The 19,671-nt window shown below is 59.8% G+C and carries 20 protein-coding genes; 12 read left to right on the plus strand and 8 right to left on the minus strand.

Annotation, left to right across the window (positions count from 1 at the left end):
• The first annotated feature begins 108 nt into the window (after positions 1–108).
• Both EM6_RS08235 and EM6_RS08240 read left to right on the plus strand, forming a co-directional pair.
• Positions 109–1,344 (plus strand): cytochrome P450, encoded by a 1,236-nt coding sequence (locus EM6_RS08235; protein ID WP_126421807.1) that lies wholly within the window; start codon positions 109–111, stop codon positions 1,342–1,344.
• Positions 1,345–1,391: 47 nt separating this feature from the next.
• Entirely contained in the window at positions 1,392–1,616 is a 225-nt protein-coding gene (locus tag EM6_RS08240; RefSeq protein ID WP_126421808.1) for a hypothetical protein, read from the plus strand.
• A gap of 1 nt (position 1,617) precedes the next feature.
• Here the strand turns inward: EM6_RS08240 and EM6_RS08245 are convergent, their stop codons facing one another.
• Positions 1,618–2,940 carry an oligogalacturonate lyase family protein gene (locus tag EM6_RS08245; RefSeq protein WP_172961166.1) on the minus strand — a complete coding sequence of 441 codons (1,323 nt, stop codon included), beginning with the start codon at positions 2,938–2,940 and terminating at the stop codon, positions 1,618–1,620.
• 125 nt (positions 2,941–3,065) lie between these two features.
• Between EM6_RS08245 and EM6_RS08250 the strand changes: the two genes are divergently transcribed.
• From EM6_RS08250 to EM6_RS08285, 8 genes are all read left to right on the plus strand, one after another.
• Positions 3,066–3,950, plus strand: a complete 885-nt coding sequence (locus EM6_RS08250; RefSeq protein ID WP_126421812.1) for an alpha/beta hydrolase — start codon at positions 3,066–3,068, stop codon at positions 3,948–3,950.
• A gap of 136 nt (positions 3,951–4,086) precedes the next feature.
• Positions 4,087–5,610 (plus strand): AMP nucleosidase, encoded by a 1,524-nt coding sequence (locus EM6_RS08255; protein WP_197723623.1) that lies wholly within the window; start codon positions 4,087–4,089, stop codon positions 5,608–5,610.
• A 234-nt stretch (positions 5,611–5,844) separates the two neighbouring features.
• Positions 5,845–6,336, plus strand: a complete 492-nt coding sequence (locus tag EM6_RS08260) for an ImmA/IrrE family metallo-endopeptidase (protein WP_126421814.1) — start codon at positions 5,845–5,847, stop codon at positions 6,334–6,336.
• On the plus strand, positions 6,326–6,703 hold the full coding sequence (locus EM6_RS08265) for a hypothetical protein (RefSeq protein WP_126421816.1): 378 nt from the start codon (positions 6,326–6,328) through the stop codon (positions 6,701–6,703). Before EM6_RS08260 ends, EM6_RS08265 begins: the two co-directional genes overlap by 11 nt.
• Positions 6,704–6,909: 206 nt before the next feature.
• Positions 6,910–8,142 carry a divergent polysaccharide deacetylase family protein gene (locus tag EM6_RS08270; RefSeq protein WP_126421818.1) on the plus strand — a complete coding sequence of 411 codons (1,233 nt, stop codon included), beginning with the start codon at positions 6,910–6,912 and terminating at the stop codon, positions 8,140–8,142.
• Positions 8,139–8,624, plus strand: a complete 486-nt coding sequence (locus tag EM6_RS08275; RefSeq protein ID WP_126421820.1) for an RNA pyrophosphohydrolase — start codon at positions 8,139–8,141, stop codon at positions 8,622–8,624. Before EM6_RS08270 ends, EM6_RS08275 begins: the two co-directional genes overlap by 4 nt.
• Positions 8,625–8,626: 2 nt before the next feature.
• The gene (locus EM6_RS08280) at positions 8,627–8,989 is read left to right on the plus strand and encodes a DUF1428 domain-containing protein (protein WP_126421822.1); all 363 of its coding nucleotides are present in this window, start codon (positions 8,627–8,629) and stop codon (positions 8,987–8,989) included.
• A 189-nt stretch (positions 8,990–9,178) separates the two neighbouring features.
• Positions 9,179–9,541, plus strand: a complete 363-nt coding sequence (locus tag EM6_RS08285) for a DUF1428 domain-containing protein (RefSeq protein ID WP_126421824.1) — start codon at positions 9,179–9,181, stop codon at positions 9,539–9,541.
• 126 nt (positions 9,542–9,667) lie between these two features.
• On the opposite strand, the gene EM6_RS08290 is transcribed toward EM6_RS08285, so the two are convergent.
• Complete coding sequence (locus EM6_RS08290; RefSeq protein ID WP_126421826.1) at positions 9,668–10,627, minus strand: class 1 fructose-bisphosphatase; 960 nt, start codon at positions 10,625–10,627, stop codon at positions 9,668–9,670.
• 126 nt (positions 10,628–10,753) lie between these two features.
• On the opposite strand from EM6_RS08290, the gene EM6_RS08295 reads away from it, so the two are divergent.
• Positions 10,754–11,488 carry a sterol desaturase family protein gene (locus EM6_RS08295; RefSeq protein WP_126421828.1) on the plus strand — a complete coding sequence of 245 codons (735 nt, stop codon included), beginning with the start codon at positions 10,754–10,756 and terminating at the stop codon, positions 11,486–11,488.
• Here EM6_RS08295 and EM6_RS08300 read toward each other — a convergent pair.
• The 4 genes from EM6_RS08300 to EM6_RS08315 form a co-directional block, all read right to left on the minus strand.
• Entirely contained in the window at positions 11,485–11,964 is a 480-nt protein-coding gene (locus EM6_RS08300) for a GNAT family N-acetyltransferase (RefSeq protein WP_126421830.1), read from the minus strand. The two genes, EM6_RS08295 and EM6_RS08300, sit on opposite strands and share 4 nt — an antisense overlap.
• Positions 11,965–12,049: 85 nt before the next feature.
• Positions 12,050–13,927 (minus strand): ribonucleoside-diphosphate reductase subunit alpha, encoded by a 1,878-nt coding sequence (locus EM6_RS08305; protein WP_126421832.1) that lies wholly within the window; start codon positions 13,925–13,927, stop codon positions 12,050–12,052.
• Between the two features lie 254 nt (positions 13,928–14,181).
• Complete coding sequence (panD, locus tag EM6_RS08310) at positions 14,182–14,547, minus strand: aspartate 1-decarboxylase (protein WP_126421834.1); 366 nt, start codon at positions 14,545–14,547, stop codon at positions 14,182–14,184.
• Between the two features lie 133 nt (positions 14,548–14,680).
• Entirely contained in the window at positions 14,681–15,304 is a 624-nt protein-coding gene (locus tag EM6_RS08315; protein WP_126421836.1) for a TetR/AcrR family transcriptional regulator, read from the minus strand.
• Between the two features lie 352 nt (positions 15,305–15,656).
• Here EM6_RS08315 and EM6_RS08320 point away from each other — a divergent pair, with 352 nt between their 5' ends.
• Positions 15,657–16,724, plus strand: a complete 1,068-nt coding sequence (locus EM6_RS08320; RefSeq protein ID WP_126421838.1) for a glycosyltransferase family 4 protein — start codon at positions 15,657–15,659, stop codon at positions 16,722–16,724.
• A gap of 445 nt (positions 16,725–17,169) precedes the next feature.
• Here the strand turns inward: EM6_RS08320 and EM6_RS08325 are convergent, their stop codons facing one another.
• Both EM6_RS08325 and EM6_RS08330 read right to left on the minus strand, forming a co-directional pair.
• Entirely contained in the window at positions 17,170–18,222 is a 1,053-nt protein-coding gene (locus EM6_RS08325) for a 1,9-bis(guanidino)-5-aza-nonane synthase (RefSeq protein ID WP_126421840.1), read from the minus strand.
• Positions 18,223–18,370: 148 nt separating this feature from the next.
• A complete protein-coding gene (locus EM6_RS08330; RefSeq protein WP_126421842.1) occupies positions 18,371–19,639 on the minus strand; it encodes a type III PLP-dependent enzyme in 1,269 nt (422 codons plus the stop codon).
• Positions 19,640–19,671 lie beyond the last annotated feature (32 nt).

Here is a 19,671-nt window from a genome sequence, read left to right on the forward strand (position 1 = left end):
ATGTTCAGGCTTCGCAATATGCTGTTATTCCGACGGTTTAGCAAATCCATTTCATTTGACACCCCGCGAAAGCTTGACACGGCTTAACCGCCCGCACAGGTTCGTCCGATGCGTTTGCCCGATCCGTCTGCTGCCGATCCCGCCCTCTTCGATCCCTTGGGGCCCGAATTCACCCGCACCCCCTATCCGGCCTATGCGCGTCTGCGGGCTTTGAGCGCGCCCTATTACTTTGCGCCGTTTGATATCTGGCTGTTCTCGCGCTTTGCCGACGTACAGGCCGCCGCCCTCAATCCCCTGTCACTTCGATCGCTCGACCATCGTCTGAGCGCCGAAGAGATCGCCGCCGATCGCCGCGCCCAGAACTGGCACGACATGCCTTACCACGCGCGCTTTGTGCAGTTTTCCCTGCTCAATTCCGATGGTGACGTGCATCAGCGCCTGCGACGGCTGGTGTTCGGTGAATTCACCCCGTCTCAGGTCGAGCGCCTGAAAGCCGGGGTCGAGGCCTATGTATCGGAACTGTTCGACGCGGTGGGCTCAGAGTTCGACTTTATCAACGATCTGGCCGTGCATGTGCCGGGGCGCGTCATCGGGCGCTTTCTGGGCGTGCCGGACGCAGACTGCGCGCAGTTGCGCGAGTGGTCTGAGGACATCGTGCAGTATTTTGATATCGACCGCACCGATAAGCGCAAGGCGCTGGCCGAACGCACCACGAAGACCTTTTATGACTACCTGATCGACCTGTCTGATGAGCGACGTAAACGCCCGCAGGACGACCTGATTTCGCGGCTGCTGAGACGCTGGGACGCGGGCGAACTGAGCGAGGATGAATATATCTCGACCTGTATGCTGATCCTGATGGCCGGGCACGGCTCGACCATCGACGCCATGGGTAACGGCCTGACGGCGCTCTTGACCCACCCGGATCAGCTTCAGCGCCTGCGCGCCGATCCCGGCCTGATGCCAACGGCCATTCAGGAGATGTTTCGTTACGACGCGCCGCTGCCCTTCTTCCATCGCCTTGCGGCAGAGGACATGGAAATCAACGGCTGGGAGATACCCAAGGGCACGAAGATCGGTCTGCTCTACGCCTCAGCCAACCGCGACCCGGAGGCCTTCGCCGACGCCGACCGCTTCGACATCGCGCGCACACCCAACCGCCATCTGGCCTTTGCCGCCGGGCCGCACTTCTGCCTGGGTAACCACCTGTCGCGCATGAATATGGAGGCGACCTTTGCGACGCTTCTGTCGCGCTTCAAAAAACTCGAACTGACCGCCGAGCCACAGTTCAAGCCCAGCCTGTCGCTGCGTGGGCCGAAAGCCCTGCCTTTGCGCGTCGGTTAACCCGGCATTAACCCTGATCGTTCACGGTTTGTGCAGGGAGTGCGTCCATGCGTAAATCGAAGTTTTCCGGCCTTAAGCTCTATGACCGCGCGCTGGTCGAAATCGTCGGGCAGGTACGCCCGCAGACGGCGCAGCGCGATGAGACCCAGGCCGGCATCTATCGCATCGGCGGCTTTGCCTATCGCGAAAACGGCACGCCCCTGCCCTCGACACCCCCGGCGCCGTCTCTGCTGCTGGTCTATTCCGCCGGGTGCACGCTGGTCCGGGGGTAGATCACCCCTTCGCCACCTGCACCGCATAGACGTGGATGGGACCGTGCATATTGGAGCGGAAGACGATCCATTTGCCGTCCGGTGTGAATTGCAGGTTCGGCTCGGTGCTATAATTATGCGTCTTGAGGTTCACCAGCTTGGTGGCGCGCAGCACGCCCGGCCGCACCAGTTCCGCCGCATTGGGGGCTGAGACGCCGAGGTCGTCGATAATCTCCGGCTGGAACAGATAGAGCCATTTGCCATCCGGCGCACGCGCGACCATATCCGCATCACCCCCGTCACCGGCGAACCGCTTACCGTCACGGCTGATCTGGAAGTGCACCGACCATTCGTTGCGCTCCATATGATACCAGATGCGCTTGTGCGTTTTGAGATCATAGCTGGCCAGCCAGAAGTCCTCACCGCGCGGCGTTTGCAGATCATACAGGATGCGTTCGCCGTCAAACGCGAAGAATTCGTGCCCGGCGATCTCCATATTCATCATGCGCTTATGGACGTTTTCCTTGCCCGTGCCGTCGGTCCTGATCGTCCAGATGCGATCGACGCTGTGCCACGGCCCTTCGTGGCAATACATAAGGCGGTGCGGATCGGTCGGCGAAAACTGCACATGGTTGAGCCAGTCGGTCGAGGCGGTGACCACCTTGCGTTCGCCGGTCTGGATATCCAGCGTGAAAATCTCCATCGGGATGTTCTGCGCCAGCCGCTCGGCCATGCGCACCTCCTTGGCCGCCTGAAAGCTCAGCGGCTTACCGTCAGGGCCAATGGCGTTATAGCCGCCATCCGTATTGGCGACCTTCGGCCCCGGTTGAAGCTGATATTCGCGCTCGGCCCAGGTGCCCGCCAGCAAGGTATCGTCGGCATTGACCGTCGTCACATAGCCCTTGATGTCCTTGGCGATGGTGCGGATCTTACCCGTATCCATGTCGATGGCGACGATCTCGATACCGGCACGGCCCTTGTCGTCGGCGCTCTTCTTTTCGCCGCCGGGGAATTTGCGCGCGTAGCAGATGTTCTTCGTGCGCGACACCATCAGGCTGCCATAGCCTTTCGGCGTCAGTTGGCGCAGTTTGCGCGTCGCCAGTTCGACCATCTGGATGCCGGACGGGCTGTCGAAAATCATCCACTTGCCATCCGCCGTAAAGGCGTTGTCATGGAAGTACAGGGATTTGGAATTGTCCTCGTCCGACAGGCGCACAAGGCGGTGGCCCGTGTCGGCGTCTATCCATTCCCGCGGGATGTCGGCTTTCGCCGCAGGGGTTTGCGCCAGCGCAGGGGCCGCAAAGGCCGCTGCCGCGGCGCCCAGAAGAAAGTCTCGCTTATGCACGTCCAAAGCTCCCTGAAATCCGTATGGTCTATTTAGGGCCATACTAGGATAGTGTTGGTCACACTCAATGTCACAATTTGGCATCTTCACGCAACTGTGCGCAAAATCCGTCGCAAAGGTTCCGCATGATCCTCAACAAACGTCGGCTGCTGGGCGGCCTTGTCATCGGTAGCGGTCTGGGCCTGCTGTTGTCGGGCTGTTCCACCCTGTCGGCCTTCAACACCCTGACGCCCAAGGATGGCGGCTCCCGCCGGGTGGCGCAGGATGTCGCCTATGGCGATAAGGTGCGCCAGCGCTACGACGTCTATGCCCCGACTTCCGGAACGAAGCCGCCGAAGGGCTGGCCCGTTCTGGTCTTCTTCTACGGCGGCAACTGGGATTCGGGCAGCAAGACCGATTATGCGTGGATGGGCCGCTCGCTGGCCTCGCTGGGCTATCTGGTGGTCGTCGCCGATTATCGCCTCTATCCGGAAGTCGTCTTCCCGGACTTCATGCAGGACGCCGCAGCCGCTGTGCGCCATGTGCAAAAGCAGGCCGTTACCTGGGGCGGCGATGCAGCGCGTCTGGGCGTCATGGGCCATTCCGCCGGGGCCTATATTGCCATCATGCTGGCGCTGGATGAGCAGTTCCTGCGGTTCGATCCGCTGGCCTCCAATCCCATCCGGGTGGCCATCGGCGTATCTGGGCCCTATGACTTTTATCCCTTCGATGTGGATGCCACCCGCAACAGCTTCGGCACTTTTCCGCGCCCGCTGGAAACGCAGCCGATCCAGCACGCCACCAAAAGCACGACCCGCTTCCTGCTTCAGCACAGCCGCGCCGATACGGTGTGCCGCCTGAGCAATTCGGTCAATCTCGACGCGGCGCTGACAAAGGTCGGTACGTCGTCGCAACTGATCGTCTATGAGGGATTGAGCCATTCGGATTGCGCCGCGGCCTATTCTATTCCGTTTCGCGGCAAGGGCCCGCTGCGCGCCGATTGCGACACCTTTCTGAAAGCGAATCTGTAACGCCTTGTACCTCCCCAACAAGTTGGGGAGGTATAAAAAAGAACGACCCATATCTTCCTCACGCCGCCTGTAACCGGATTACAAAATGTGTGGGCCATGGTCTTTTCACAGGGAAAAAGGCGTGGCACAATGGAATATGGAAAAGCAAAGAAAAGCGGCTCGTGGCGCCGAAAGCCACCGTTTCGAAAATCTGACCGCCGCCGAGGCCGTCGCCCGCCTGAGAGAAATCTACGTCGCCGCCGTCAAGGCGCTGCAAACCGATCTTCAGGCCTATCTCACTGACCGCAGCAAACCGTCGAAAGCCGCCCGTGAACAGGGCCGATACTGTTACCCGCGCCTGATCGTTGTGTGGAAGGGCGTCGATGAAGAAGACGACGACGCGCCGCTGCACCTGCGCCACCCGGTCGTCAACCGCGCCTTTGCCCGCTTCTCGCGGCCCGGCACCTATTCCTCCTCGATCACCCGCCCGGACCTGTTCGGCGAAGAGATCCGAACGCAGCTTGAGCTGCTGCAGACCGACTACAATGCCGAAATCAGCGTCGGCGTCTCGGATCAGGAAATCCCTTACCCTTACGTGCTGGATGGCGCGGGCCTTGACCTCAACAGCGTCTCGGCCTTCGATCTGGCGCGGCACTTCCCGACCACCGAACTGGCCCTGATCGGCAACGAAGTCGCCGACGGCATGGAGCTTCTGGATGCCGAAGGGCATCGTCCTCTCGCCCTATTCGATGGCCTGCGCACCGATTTTTCGCTGGCCCGCCTGAAACACTATACGGGCACCCCGGCCGAGCATATCCAGTCCTACATCCTGATGACCAACTATCATCGCTATGTCGATGTGTTCGTCGCCTACGCGCTGGAGCAGCTCAAGCGCCCGGACAGCCCCTATACGGCCCTGTCCTGCTGCGGCGGCATCGTCATCACCAAGGACACGCCGAACCCGCTGGAGCTGATCGCCAATTCGCCCTGGCGGAAATTCCAGATGCCGTCCTATCACCTGCTGTCGCCCGACCGTCAGGGCATCAGTCTGGTCAATATCGGCGTCGGCCCGGCCAATGCCAAGAACATCACCGACCACCTCGCCGTCATGCGCCCGCATGTGTGGCTGATGATCGGTCACTGCGGCGGCCTGCGTCCGTCGCAAAGTATCGGCGACTACGTGCTGGCTCACGCTTACCTTCGCGACGATCACGTGATGGATAACGTGCTGCCGCGCGAAATCCCCATCCCACCCATCGCCGAAGTGCAGGTCGCCCTGCAACAGGCAGCGGTCAACATCACCGGTCAGGACGGCGACGCCCTCAAAAAGCGCCTGCGCACCGGCACGGTGGTCACCACCGACGACCGCAACTGGGAGCTTCGCTATTCGTCTTCAGCGCTTTTGTTCTCACAAAGCCGCGCCGTGGCCATCGACATGGAATCGGCGACACTGGCCGCTCAGGGCTATCGCTTCCGCGTGCCCTACGGGACGCTGCTCTGCGTATCGGATAAGCCGCTGCACGGCGAACTGAAACTGCCGGGTCAGGCCAATCACTTCTATGAACGCGCCATTGCCGAGCATATCGACATCGGTTTTGAGACGATCAACCTGCTGCGTCAGGCCGGCTCAAAGCTGCACTCGCGCAAGCTCCGCGCGTTTGATGAGCCGCCGTTCAGGTGAGTTATCCCCGCATTCGGGGAAGAAGGTACAATTCGCTTGAGTCGAGGTAGAAATTTGCACATACCTCAAATGTTCGTTATTTGTTCACAAAAATTGATCCAAACTTCACATTCCCACAACACTTAAGTGTTGCGGGTTGCCCCAAATGCGAACATATAGGTAACGTCAAGTGAATTTTAAGGTTGACACCAAAAGATTCACCCTCGCAGTCACGACTCATGAAAGGAGGTTTCAATGGCTTATGAATTTGACATTCGGCGAGCAAAGAACTCCGCCAAAGAGATCATTGAGCGCTTTGACATAAAAGAGCCCCCTGTTGACCCTGTTGAAATAGCCCGTCAACTGGGGTTACGGGTTTATTTTGCACGTTTTGACGCCGCTAATTCTCGCATCTCTGGTTTTTATGATTGTGACGATAACGCCATTTACGTCAATGAAGAGGAATTCCCTCTGCGACAGACGTTTACAGTAGCACATGAACTTGGCCATTACATTTTACATCGGGAATGGGCCAAGTCGAACGACTATAAAGTTTTGATGCGCGATGAAATGTCGTCTCGCGATCCATACGAAATTGAGGCGAATGAGTTCGCTGGCAATTTGCTTGCTCCCAGATTTATGCTGGACAAGTATTGGAAAGAGCTATCGGTAACGCAACTCTCCAAGCTCTTTGCAATGTCCGTACCTGCTATCAACGTCAGGCTATCAAAAGAATATGGTGTCTGAACGGACTAGAGCAAAATCTGGGATCGTTGCTAAAGTTGAAAGTGACGATGAGCTTGCTGACACTATGGGGCAAGCTCATCAATTTCAGCTAGATTTAGCCCGTGAGAACAACTCTCACCAGCGTGAAATGCTAAAAATTTCTAAAGGTTGGCTAGGTCAATTTTTTGGAAATGATGGATTAGCTTCAACATTTGCAGCAATGAGCGCTCTATTTCTAGCGTTGGTCTTCGCAGGCGTGTGCGCATATTTAGCATCTAAAGGTGGCGATAACGTCGAGCTTTGGAAGCAAATGATCGATAAATGCCTTACATTGGCCACCGCCGCTCTAGGTTTCATATTCGGGCGAGGTATCGGTGGAAACAAATAACCTGCCATTCAAGCTAGTCGTCCACAATTTCGATTTCCTAGTTAAACGCACAAAGTTCACCCCTCGTTAGGCTTTGTTAACCGCCGTTAGCGCATATTAACCCTGTCCGCCGTGGGTGCGGGCAGGGTTTTTCGTGCTTCCCGAAAAGTGGACACCGGTTTTCGGACCCAAGAAGCGCGACAAAAAATTTGGGTCACACACGCTCCATGTTCGCCAAACCAAAGCTCCCGTCCCTGTCCAATTCGCCGCTGTTCCGCAAGGACGGCGGGCTGATGAGCCGCGTCAAGGGCTTAGGTCCCGCCGCGCTCGACGTACTGAAAAAGCCCTATACCGCGCCGCTGATGGCGCTGGGGCTGTTTATCGGCGGCGGCGCGCTGTTTTTGAGCCTGTCCGATCCGGAAGCCGGCAACCCGACCATTCAGATCGCGGCGGCGACCACCGCAGCCCCTAAGGCCGACGCCCATGCGCCCGCTGCGGCCACCGCTGATGACGCGGCCTCCGGGCTTCAGGCCTTCACGCTCGATTCGCTGGGCCTGTTCAAGGACGCCTCCGCCGATCAGTTCAACGCCAATGGCGAGGCCGGGCCCGCCGACGGCACAGCGGTCATCACCCTGCCCAATGACGGCGCGCCGGTAACGGTCGGCAGCGCCAATAAGCTGCCCGCTTCGCCGCTCGCCCCCGCCCCGATTGCCGGTCTGTCGCAAAATGGCCCCAACGGTCCATTGCCCGCCATTGCCTCGGACGGTCGCGTTCCGGCTTCGGCCTATGCGCGCCCGTTCAAGTCGAATGGCAAGCCGATGGTGTCGCTGATCGTCGGCGGGCTGGGGCTCAACCCGACCACCACCAAGGCCGCCATCGAGCAACTGCCCGCCGAAGTCACCCTGTCCTTCGTGCCGCACGCCGAAGGGCTGCAAGGCTGGATCGACGCCGCCCGCGCGCAGGGCCATGAGGTGCTGATCGAAATTCCGATGGAGCCGACCAACTATCCCGACACCGATCCCGGCCCGCGCACGTTGCTGGTCGGGCAGCGTCCTGACGATATGAACGCCAGCCTCAACTGGCTGATGGGGCGCGCCACCGGTTATTTCGGCGTGATGAACTATCAGGGCAGCGCTTACTTACGCGACAAAGGCTCGATGACGGCCTTTCTCAATGTGATGAAGGCGCGCGGCGTGGCCTTTATTGACGACGGTCAGGCGCGCGATGTCGGCGGCGGCTGGACGCGCGCTTCGGCCGATCGGGTGATCGACGCCCAGATCAATTCGCAGAGCATCAATGCGCAACTGGCGGCCATCGAAGCGCAGGCCAAGGCGCGCGGCCGTGCGCTGGGGTCGGGCTTTGCCTATCCGGTGACGCTGGCCGTGGCGATCAAATGGACGCAGAGCCTTGAACAAAAAGGGCTTCAACTGGCCCCCGCTTCCGCTATTATGAGGCGATGAGCAAGGATTTATCTGAGTACCGCCCCAATGTGGGCATCGTCGTCCTCAATGCGCAGGACAAGGTGTGGATCGGCCACCGTTTCGGTATGAGCGGCGACTACGCCTGGCAGTTTCCGCAAGGCGGCGTCGATGCCGGCGAAGACCTTGAAGCCGCCGCCCGGCGTGAGCTTTATGAGGAAACCGGCCTGAGCACCATCGACATTCTGGGCTGTACCTCAGACTGGATCGTCTATGACTTCCCGCCCGAAGTGCTGGCGCAGAAGAAGATCGGTCGCAATTTCAAGGGCCAGAAGCAAATCTGGTACTTTGTGCGCTTTAATGGCCCCGACAGCGAAGTGAACCTGCAGGCGCACGGCGAGCAGGAATTTGACCGCTGGGAATGGTGTGACCTCGATCAGGTGATCGAGCGCGTGGTGCATTTCAAACGCGACTCCTACCGCAGCGTTATTGCCGAACTGAAAACCCTGCTGGGAAAGGCCTGAGCATGTCCTATGTCGATGGATTCCTGATCCCGGTTCCGAAGGAAAACCGCGCCGCCTATAAGAAGATGGCCGAAACCGCCGCCGAAGTGTTCAAGGAATATGGCGCGCTTCAGGTGGTGGAATGCTGGGGCGACGACCTGCCCGAAGGCGACGAAGGCGTCTCCTTCCGCAATGCGGCGCGCGGCAAGCTGTCGGACAGCGTGGTCTTTTCGTGGGTGATGTGGCCCTCCAAAGAGGCGCGCGACGAAGCCAATGAAAAGATCATGGACGACCCGCGGATGCAGCCCAGCGAAGACATGCCCTTTGACGGGGCCAAGCTGGTCTATGGCGGGTTTCAGGTGCTGGTCGAAAATAGAGCGGAATGATTTCTTAGTAATCCTTCCGCTCAAGCCGCCATTGAGGCGGCGGCCAAGGTGGCAAAGCCACCGCCCGGCGAGGGGCGAAATAGAATCTGGATCATTATGTTTCTACCAGAAATCATAATGATCCAGACCCATTGGCATTTTATCCACAGAGCCTTAGGCTGGTGCCTCCCAACAGAGGAGACGCCCCCCATGTCTGAGACCCCCACCACCTATGTCGATGGCTTTGTCTGTCCGATCAAAGTCGGAAACCGCGACGCCTATCTGAAATCCGCGCAGGTCACCGCCACCCTGTTCAAGGAACTGGGCGCGCTGGCCGTGGTCGAAAACTGGGGCGATGACGTGCCGGACGGCAAGCTGACCTCGCTGCCCATGGCCGTAAAGCTCGAAGCGGGCGAGGTCGTGGTCTTTTCGTGGGTCGTCTGGCCGTCAAAAGAGGTCCGCAATATCGCCTGGGAAAAGGCGCAGGCCGATCCGCGCATGGCCGAGATGGACATGCCGTTTGATGGCAAGCGCCTGATTTATGGCGGCTTTCAGACGATTTTTACGGCTTGATTTTACCAACGGCCGAAGATGCTGACCGCATCCGGCCGTTGAAGAGACGAGACTGTCTCATATGTATTAGCGACATGAGACAGTCTCGAATGAAATACCAAGAGTCATTTTCAATGACTCTTGGTATTAACCGTTAAGATATTCCGCCACACGCTCAACCTCTTCGGCCGAGCCCAGCACCACGCCCGTGCGCTGATGCAGGCCGGTCGGCTGAAGGTCGAGGATGCGCGTGGTGCCGTTGGTGGCCTTGCCGCCCGCCTGCTCGATCAGGAAGCCGATAGGGTTGGCTTCGTACATCAGGCGCAGCTTGCCCTCGGCGCGCTTGGTATCGCCCGGATACATGAAAATACCCCCGCGCGTGAGAATGCGGTGCACGTCGCCGACCATAGACGCCAGCCAGCGCATGTTGAAATCGGCGCCGCGCGGGCCGTCCTTACCGGCCACGCATTCGTCGATATAGCGCTGAATGCCGGGGAACCAATGGCGGTGATTGGACATGTTGATGGCAAATTCGCGCGCCGAAGCCGGAACCGTCATGGCAGTCTTGGTCTGTATCCACACGCCGTCGGCATCCGGCGTAAAGGCTACGACGCCCTTGCCCACAGTGAGGACGAGAATGGTCTGCGGGCCATAGGCTGCGTAGCCCGCCGCCACCTGATCGCGGCCCGGACGCAGGAAGTCGCTTAAGCTCAGATCACCCTGCGGCGCGGGCAGGACGGAGAAGATGGTACCGACCACGCCGTTGACATCGACATTGCTCGACCCGTCGATAGGATCGAAAAACAGCAGGTAGTCGCCCTTATCGAAGGCCACATAGTCGTCCATCTCTTCGGAGGCCAGACCGCGCACCACGCCCTTCCAGCGCGCTTCTTCGAGCATGATGTCATTGGCAATGACATCGAGCTGCTTCTGCACCTCGCCCTGCACGTTCTCCTGTTCCAGCGCGCCCTGAAGATCGTTGACGGCGCTGAGGTTCACCGTGCGGCCGATCACGGCGCAGGTCTCGGCCATGGCGGTGATCAGGGTTTTGAGGCTTTGCGGCAGGTCGCTCTGGCCTTCGAGGAAGGCGGTCAATGTCACTGGCATTAGAAATCGCTTTTTATAATGGATTTTGGGTGCGCCCTTAGTAGCTTCGCGCCGCAAAGCGAGTCAACGGCGCAGGTGGACCTTTGGATGATCTGTGCTATCAAATCCAAAACGGGGGAGACAGGGATGCTGTTGCTGGGCGTCATAGCCATCACAGGGCTGTTGTTTGTTCTGATATTTACGCGCGAAGTCATTGCCCCGGCCTCCGGAGCCCGCTGTGACCGGCGCTGGCGCATCCTGGCCGGCAGCCTCAACGCGGCCAGTCTTCTGGCGGTCGTAGCGGTCGGTGTTGTCTTTGATCGGCTGATTTCGCAATGGTCGCTGTTTGATCTGAAAGCGCAGGTAGATCCGCTGAGCGGCGGGTTTATCGCCTTTCTGGTCTCCAGCTTCCTGGCCTACTGGTGGCATCGCGCCACGCATATCTCGGATACGCTGTGGCGCTTTGTGCATCAGCTACACCACGCCCCGCGCCGTATCGAAGCGCTGACGGCCTTCTATCTTCACCCGGTCGATGCGTTTATGGCGGCCCTGCTCAACGCCGTGGTGGCCTATGGGGTCCTGGGCGTCAGCGGTCTGTCGCTGGCCTTTTCGCTGATACTGGTCAGCGTGTTTGATCTGGTCGCCCACGCCGATCAGCGCACCCCGCACTGGCTCGGCTACATCACCCAACGCCCGGAAATGCACCGCGTGCATCACCAGTACGGTCATCACAAACAGAATTACGGCCTGCCGCTGTGGGACATGCTGTTCGGCACCTTTGCCAATCCGCAGGCCGGACCGGAACGCTGCGGGTTCGACGACAAACGCGCCGCGCAGATCAAGGATATGCTGCTGTTCCGCGACGTACACAAAGGCCGTTAGAGCCTCTTCTGCCAGAACAGAGCTCGGCCCATGGCCGGGTCCAGCACGTAATCGCCATAGCCCAGAGACTGGTAGAGCCGTTGCGCTGTTGCATTGCCTTCCAGCACCTCAAGGGTGAGCTTGGCGCAGCCGCGTTCTCGGGCAATCGCTTCGGCCTCAGCCATCAGCGCACGAGCCACGCCCTGCCCGCGAAACGCCGGGGCGACGATCAGGTCATGGATGTTAAGCAGGGGCCGCGCAGCGAAGGTTGAAAACCCGGCAAAGGCATTGAGCAGACCTGCCGGTTGTGCATCGGCAAAGGCCAGAAGCGACACCGCCCCCGGCACGGCAGAGAGGCGCTCGATCAGTACCGATGTCACGCCCTCGGCCAGAGCCTCACCGCCGCCCATAGTGTCCTGCGCATAGGTCTGCATGAGAGCGACAATGGCCTCGGCATGGGCCGGGTTGCGGTAATCGGCGCGAATAATATTGGTCATTTCGTTTCTATAGCAAAAGGCCGAAGCGGGGGCTCCGGCCTTTGAAACTGGCTCTCGGTTTCGGGTGCAGGGCCTGAGGCCCTGCTTACTGACAAGCCAAACATTCCTCGTAGTCCGTTTTGCCCGCAGCGGCCATCGACACCGCGGCGGCCTTGCCTTCGGAGCCAGCAAACGCGGCGCGCTGCACCGACTTGGAGCGCAGATAGTAGAGCGACTTGACGCCCTGTTCCCACGCCGTCCAGTGCAGCATGTGCAGGTCCCACTTATCTACATCGCCCGGCAGGAAGATGTTGAGCGATTGCGACTGGCAGATTTCCGGTGCACGGTCGGCGGCCAGTTCCACCACCCAGCGCTGGTCGATTTCGAAGGCGGTCTTGAAGATGGCCTTTTCGTCTTCGCTGAGGGCGTCGATGTGCTGCACCGAGCCTTCGTGCTCGACGATGGAGTCCCAGGTTTCCGGCGTATCGAGACCCTTTTCAGCCAGCAGGTTTTGCAGGAAGGGGTTTTTCACCGCAAACGAGCCCGACAGGGTCTTGTGGGTATAGATATTGGCCGGGATCGGCTCGATGCCCGCCGAGGTGCCGCCGCAGATGATCGAGATCGAAGCGGTGGGGGCAATAGCCAGCTTGTGCGAGAAGCGTTCCATCACGCCGCGTTCTTCGGCGTCGAGGCAGGGGCCGCGCTCCTGAGCCAGCTTGACCGAGGCCTTGTCGGCTTCGCGGCGCAGGTGCTTGAACAGGCGCATATTCCACGACTTGGCCATGGCCGATTCGAAGGCCACGCCCTGCGATTGCAGGAAGGAGTGGAAGCCCATCAGGCCGAGGCCGACCGAGCGTTCGCGCTGTGCCGAATAGACGGCGGCCGACATGGCGTCCGGGGCCGACTGGATGAAGTCTTCCAGCACGTTGTCGAGGAAACGCATGATGTCTTCGATGAAGCGCGGTTCGTCGCGCCATTCGAGGAAGGTTTCGGCATTGACCGAGGACAGGCAGCACACGGCGGTGCGCTCATGGCCCAGATGGTCCTTACCCGTGTGCAGCATGATTTCGGCGCACAGGTTCGATTGCTTGACCTTCAGGCCCAGTTCGCGCTGGTGCGGGGCCATAGAGCGGTTCACGGTGTCGGCGAAGATCAGATAGGGCTCACCCGTCTGCATGCGGATTTCGAGGATCTTCTGCCACAGGGCGCGCGCGTCCACATAGCGGATGATCTCGTTATTCTTGGGTGAGCGCAGGCCGAACTGCGCGCTGTCGCGGACGGCTTCCATGAACTCATCGGTGATCGAGATACCGTGGTGCAGGTTGAGCGCCTTGCGGTTGAAGTCGCCCGACGGCTTGCGGATTTCGAGGAATTCTTCGATTTCCGGATGGAAGATGTCGATATAGACAGCAGCCGAACCCCGGCGCAGGGAGCCCTGCGAAATGGCCAGCGTCAGGGAGTCCATCACGCGGATGAAGGGGATGATGCCTGAGGTTTGGCCCGCGCCCTTGACCTTTTCGCCGATGGAGCGCACGCCGCCCCAATAGGTGCCGATACCACCGCCATTGGAGGCCAGCGCCACGTTTTCGTTCCACACGCTCACGATACCTTCGAGCGAATCGGGCACGGAATTGAGGAAGCAGGAGATGGGCAGGCCGCGCTTGGCCCCGCCGTTCGACAGGACCGGCGTCGCCGGCATGAACCACAGGTTCGAAATATAGTTATAGATGCGCTGGGCGTGTTCGGCGTCGTCGGCATAGGCCGTGGCGACGCGGGCGAACATGTCCTGATAGGTTTCACCGGCCAGCAGATAACGGTCGTCGAGCGTCTTCTTGCCAAAGTCGGTGAGCTTGTCGTCCTTGGACGGATCGGTCACGACCGTCTTGATCAGCTTGAACTCCGGACGCTCCTTGGGACGCACCTTGAGCGTACCCTTAACAGACGCCGCACCCTGAACCTTCGCCGCCGCATCATTTGCCGACATCGTCACACTCACCTGGTATGCCTGAGAAAACCGCTCCGCCCCCGGAGCACCGAAGGTCAGACCCAAGACAACTAGATATAGTGTCGAAGACCGCCGTCAGCCCCTATATGGGGCCATAATCGGATCGCATCGTCAACGGCCAAGTCGCCGCAGAGGCGAAGTTTTTCGTTAACAAAATCCTAAAAAAAACATTATGCCAAGCGCCACAAGGGTTTGGGCGCGAAAGGCAAAAATACCCCTAAAAAAGAGTCCTGTTAGAGAATCGTCGAGGGGGTTTCGCTGAGGTAGCGGTCAACCCGATTCTGACGATCGACCAGCACGACTCTGGGGATAATCGGGGCGTCGGTCAGCTCAAAACCCATGATAATGATCTGTTCAGATTCGTTGATCAGATGGGCGGCGGCACCGTTCATGGCGATCTTGCCTGAACCGCGCTCACCGGTGATGACATAGGTTTCCAGCCGGGCGCCCGACGTGTTCGATACCACCAGCACGCGCTCACCTTCCCACAGGCCGACGGCATCCATCAGGTCCTCGTCTATGGTGATAGACCCGATATAGGCCAGATTGGCCTCGGTGACGTAGGCGTTGTGGATCTTGGAACGCAGCAACTGACGCATGGTGAGCTTTCGAAAAGGATGGGCCACGAAAAACACGAAAAGACACGAACAATATGGCGTTCGTGTCTTTTCGTGTTTTTCGTGGCTAATATCTTTTACGCGCCCGAAAGTCAGCCGTTTTCTCAGACCGCTCTCAATCGACCCAGAGGTCCGTCACATCACCCTTGCGGTTCAGCATATGCACGGCGCGCTTGATGACATTGAGCAGGTTTTCGATGCGTTCGGGCTGATCATAGGTCAGGGCGGCCCGGTGAAGACCATCCAGCGCAAAGCGGGCGAGGTCACGACTGGCCTGAAAACGGGCATCGACACCCGCGGTGATAAAGCCCGGCGTGGCACGCCCCATGGCCCCGCGGTCAAAGGCTTCCTGCGCCGGGCGGATGGCCTTCGCTACGTCTTCGTCCTGACGCGCGGCACGCTCCAGCGCCAGAAAGGCGGCAAACGGCACCGAACTGAGCAGACGCCAGTAGGCATCAATGGCCCCGTCCAGCGCATCCTGACCGGGTTTCAGCTTGCCCGCTTCGGCCTCAAAGGCGGCTTCGCGCGCGGCGTGGATATGCCAGGCGGCGGCTTCGACCAGCGCTTCGCGGGTCGGGAAGTGATAGAGCATGGCGCCGCGCGTCAGGCCGCAGGCTTCGGCGATAGCGGCATTGCCCGCACGGTCATAGCCCAGTTCGGCGAACAGCCGCATGGCGGTGTCGAGAATCTGAACCCGCGTGCGGCGGGACTTGGGCGTGTCTTTCGGTCGATCGCTCATAAGCTGCCTTCCAGCCTCCGCGCGCTGGCCTCCCGTGGTGTGTTGTTTACGGGCGCGGACGCTACTCACATTCCGGTCATTCGTCGCGGTTGACAAGGGGCTGGAGGGTTTGACGCGACTTTGTACCATAGTTGCGATTATACGCGCCTTTTTGTGCATCGCAACAACCCGCTCCCCACAAAAGCGGCGGCAAGCCCTGAAAAATCCACCCTTTGCCGTTCGCAACTGCGCAAAAGCCGCCGGATTTCCCCCACCGCTGTGGCCACTGTCGCAGGCGTGAAATAAAATCATGCTTCACAGACCGCCCGATGCCCTTTAGACAAGAGGGTCAGGACAACAGACGGAAACGATTGTGCGTATCTTACTGGCGACCGATGCGTGGGACCCTCAGGTCAATGGCGTGGTCACGACGATGAAACGAGTCATCGCCGAATGCGAAAAGCTCGGCCATGAATTCAAGATCGTGGACTATACCCAGTTCAAGTCGGTGTCGTGGCCCGATTACCCTGAGGTCAAGCTGGCGCTGGGTTGCTACGAAGAGGTGCGTGAAATCATCCAGGACTATGAGCCGGATGCCGTGCATATCGCCACCGAAGCCTTTGTGGGCCTTGCGGCGCGGCGCGTGTGTATGGAATGGAAGATGCCCTTCACCACGTCCTATCATACCAAGTTTCCCGAATATGTGTCGGCGCGCCTGCCCATTCCGCTGAGCTGGGGCTATGGCTATATGCGCTGGTTCCACAAGCCGTCGGGCCGCGTGATGGTGGCGACGCCCACCCTGCAAAAAGACCTTGAGGCGCGCGGCTTCAAGAACATCTCACCGTGGACGCGCGGCGTCGATACCGAGATGTTCCGCCCGGACCTTGAGCCGATCTTTGGCGATCTGCCGCGCCCCATCATGACCTATATCGGTCGTGTGGCCATCGAAAAAAACCTCGAAGCCTTTCTGTCGCTCGACCTGCCCGGCACCAAGGTGGTGGTGGGCAAGGGGCCGCAGCTTGAGGAACTCAAGGAAAAGTATCCGGACGCGGTGTTTACCGGCGCGCGCTTTGGCGAGGAACTGGCGCGCTCCTACGCCGATTCCGACGTGTTTGTGTTTCCGTCCCTGACCGATACCTTCGGCCTCGTCATTCTGGAGGCCATGGCCTGCGGGACGCCGGTGGCGGCCTTCCCGGCACACGGCCCCATTGACCTGATCCCCGGCACAGGGGCGGGCGTCATCGACGACGACCTCAGTGTCGCCATTACCGAGGCCTTGAAGCTCGATCGCGCCCACGTGCGCCGCCATGCGGAGAAATTCTCGTGGCGCGCCTGCGCGGAGGAGTTTATCCGCAATCTGGAACCCTATCCCGAAGCGGAAAAGAAGAAGCTGTGGGCGCGGCTGCGCGCCCTGCCGCGTCGCCTGCGCCGGGCGGCGTAAGCTGACCGAAGCCGAAGCGGGAGCATTCGTTTATCTCGGATGAAAAAACTCGGCCTGCCCCATCACAGACGCCGAAACAACAGCCCTCTTTGGGGGGCAGACCCGCGCGAAACGCACGTTGAGCGCAAATTCAGAAAAAATCCCGATCTGCCCCATCACAAGTGCCGAAATAACAACGGCCCTCTCTGGGGGGCAGAGAGGGCCGCGCATGCCGCCGGATTCGAGGGGGGGGGGGATGATCCCGGCGACGAACTTATGACAGCGACTCAATTACGTGTGTCACCGTCGTTAAAGCCTAAATAGCTACTATTTTGAAAAAGGGAAGAGGCTGAGTAAAAAAAAATCGCGATCTCTGACGCCGATCTTTGGTTAATGGCATTTTGATACCGTTAAGCAAACGATTATCAAGACTTATTCTCAAAAATCGGCGTCATTTACTCAGGGTTTAAGCAAACAGCTTGGCCCAGTTGCGCTTCTCGCGCGACTTCCACGCGCCACGGTGGTAGGCGTCCGAACCGATCAGCGGCACAACCGTCGTGGCTTCGGCAAAGACCATCTGTTCGTAGGTGGTCGAAACCTTGCCCCACGAGGCGGCTTCCTTCAGCGTCGAGGACGAGCAGGCACCGTCACGCACGTCGGCGACGGTGATCTGCACCGCGTACTTGTGCATGTCGGCTTCGACGCCAAGGATTTCCGCGCAGACAACCGTGTCCTGCGCAAAGTTCTTCGGCACACCGCCGCCAACCATGAACAAGCCGGTGGTGCCGGCCGCGATCTTGATGTCGGTCAGTTCGCGGAAGTCGGCAATGGCGTCGAGCATCAGATAGGGCTTACCCGCGGCCGCGCGTTCCTTCTGGTGTTTGACGAGGCCGAAACCGGCGGACGAGTCCACAAAGGCCGGGCAGAAGATCGGCACGCCCTGCTCATAGGCGGTCTGGATCAGCGAGCCTTCCTTCTTGGCATTGCCTTCCGACAGCCACTTGCCCATTTCCCAGATGAATTCGCGCGAGGAATAGCCGCGCGGTTCAAGGCGGTTTGCGATCTCAAGGATGGTGTGGTCGCAGGCCTGAAGCTCTTCTTCGTCGATATAGGTATCGTAAATGCGGTCGATATAGTTGTCGCGCAGCACGTTATCGTCCACCTGACCGGCGGCCTGATAGTGCTTGAAGCCGAGCGCTTCGAAGAAGTCCATATCGACAATCGAGGCACCGGTGGCGACCACGGCGTCGATCATGCCGAACTTCACCATGTCGCGATAGACGTGCATACAGCCACCGGCCGAGGTCGAACCGGCGAGGATCAGCCACGGCGAGCAGTCCTTGTCTTCCAGCGCCATGTTGAAGATGTCGGCGGCGCGGGCGGTATCACGGCTTGAGAAGCTCATCTTGCGCATCGAGTCGATGATCGGGCGCGCATCGTAAGAGGTGATATCGACGTGCTCCACAGTGTTCTGGAGCAGGGCGGCCTTTTGGTTGGATTGGGGGGTAGTTGCGTTCATCTCTTGGTCCTTTTGGAGATAAGAAGGTGGACGCCCGTCATGCACTCTTTGTCCCCCAGACGGAGCGATGGGGAGAGAAGCTGAAAAAACTCGCGGCCCCTATAGGGCATAGGGGCCGCCTTGGCAAATCAAGGTTTTCGGACAATCCCTACTTGCTGCGCTTCTTGCCACGCTTGCCACCCTTGGGGCGGTTGAGGCGCACGACCTTGTTCTCTTCGACGCTATCGAAAAGGCTGCGCGGCACGTTCAGCGAGCGCGGGCCCAGACCGAACAGCGAGGCCATCGGCGCGTCGTCGAGGAAGACGGTTTCGGTCTGACCATAGCCATTGAACCCGGTGGTCATAGCGACCCCATAGGCCCCCAGCATACCGATTTCGACGTAATCGCCTTCTTCCACATCGGCGGGCAGCCAGAACGGCCCCGGCATGTGGTCGATGGAGTCGCAGGTCGGACCGTAGAAGCGGAAGGGCTTCAGTTCCGGTTGCTCATCCCCATCTTCCGCACGGTGCAGGCGCACCGGGAAGGGCCACTTGGCGTGGGTGGCGTCGAACAGGTTGCCGTAGGCCCCGTCGTTCAGATAAAGGGCGTCGCCCTTGCGCAACTCAACGCGGGCCAAGATCGAGGTCGATTCGGCCACCAGCGAACGGCCGGGCTCAGCCCACAGTTCTGTCGCCTCATGCACCTTCATTTCATCAAAGGCGCGATGGATGACGTCCATATATTCTGGCAGCGACGGCGGCACCATGCCCGGATAGACCGAGGGGAAACCCCCACCGACATCGACAATATCCGCCAGCACGCCGGCGCGGACCAGCGCGCGCGACGCCGCCGACATGGCCGCCGCATAGGCCGTCGGGCGCATACATTGCGAACCCACATGGAAGGAGACGCCCATGCGGTCTTGCGTCGCCTGACGCGCGGCCAGCAACAGCGCCGGGGCCTCATAGGGCTGGGCGCCGAACTTGTTGGTCAGGGGCAGGTTCGAGCCTTCGCCCGACGTGGCCAGACGCACGATCAGATTGAGGTCCTTCGCGCCGCCCGTGGCGTCGAGGATCTTCTGCAATTCTTCGTGGGTATCGAGGCTGAAGGTCTTTACGCCGAAATCGGAATAGGCTTCGGCGATGGCGCGGCGCGATTTGACCGGGTGCATGAAGGCCAGACGCGCCTCAGGCGCAAGGCCGCGCACCAGCTTGACTTCATTGATCGAGGCCACGTCAAACGAACCGATCCCGGCGTCGAGCAGGGTTTCAATCACCCACGACGAAGGGTTCGCCTTGACCGCGTAGAAAACATCGCCATTGAAGTGGCGCTGGAACCATTGCGCTGCGACGGAAACAGGCTCACGTCGCACAAGGGCGACGGGCTTTTCCGGTGACTGCTCGCGGACCAGGTCCAGGGCCGATTGGAAGTGTGCCACTGCCAATACCCCGTAAAGTTAAGTTAAACCCA

It is taken from the genome of Asticcacaulis excentricus (assembly GCF_003966695.1).
GTDB lineage: Bacteria > Pseudomonadota > Alphaproteobacteria > Caulobacterales > Caulobacteraceae > Asticcacaulis > Asticcacaulis excentricus_A.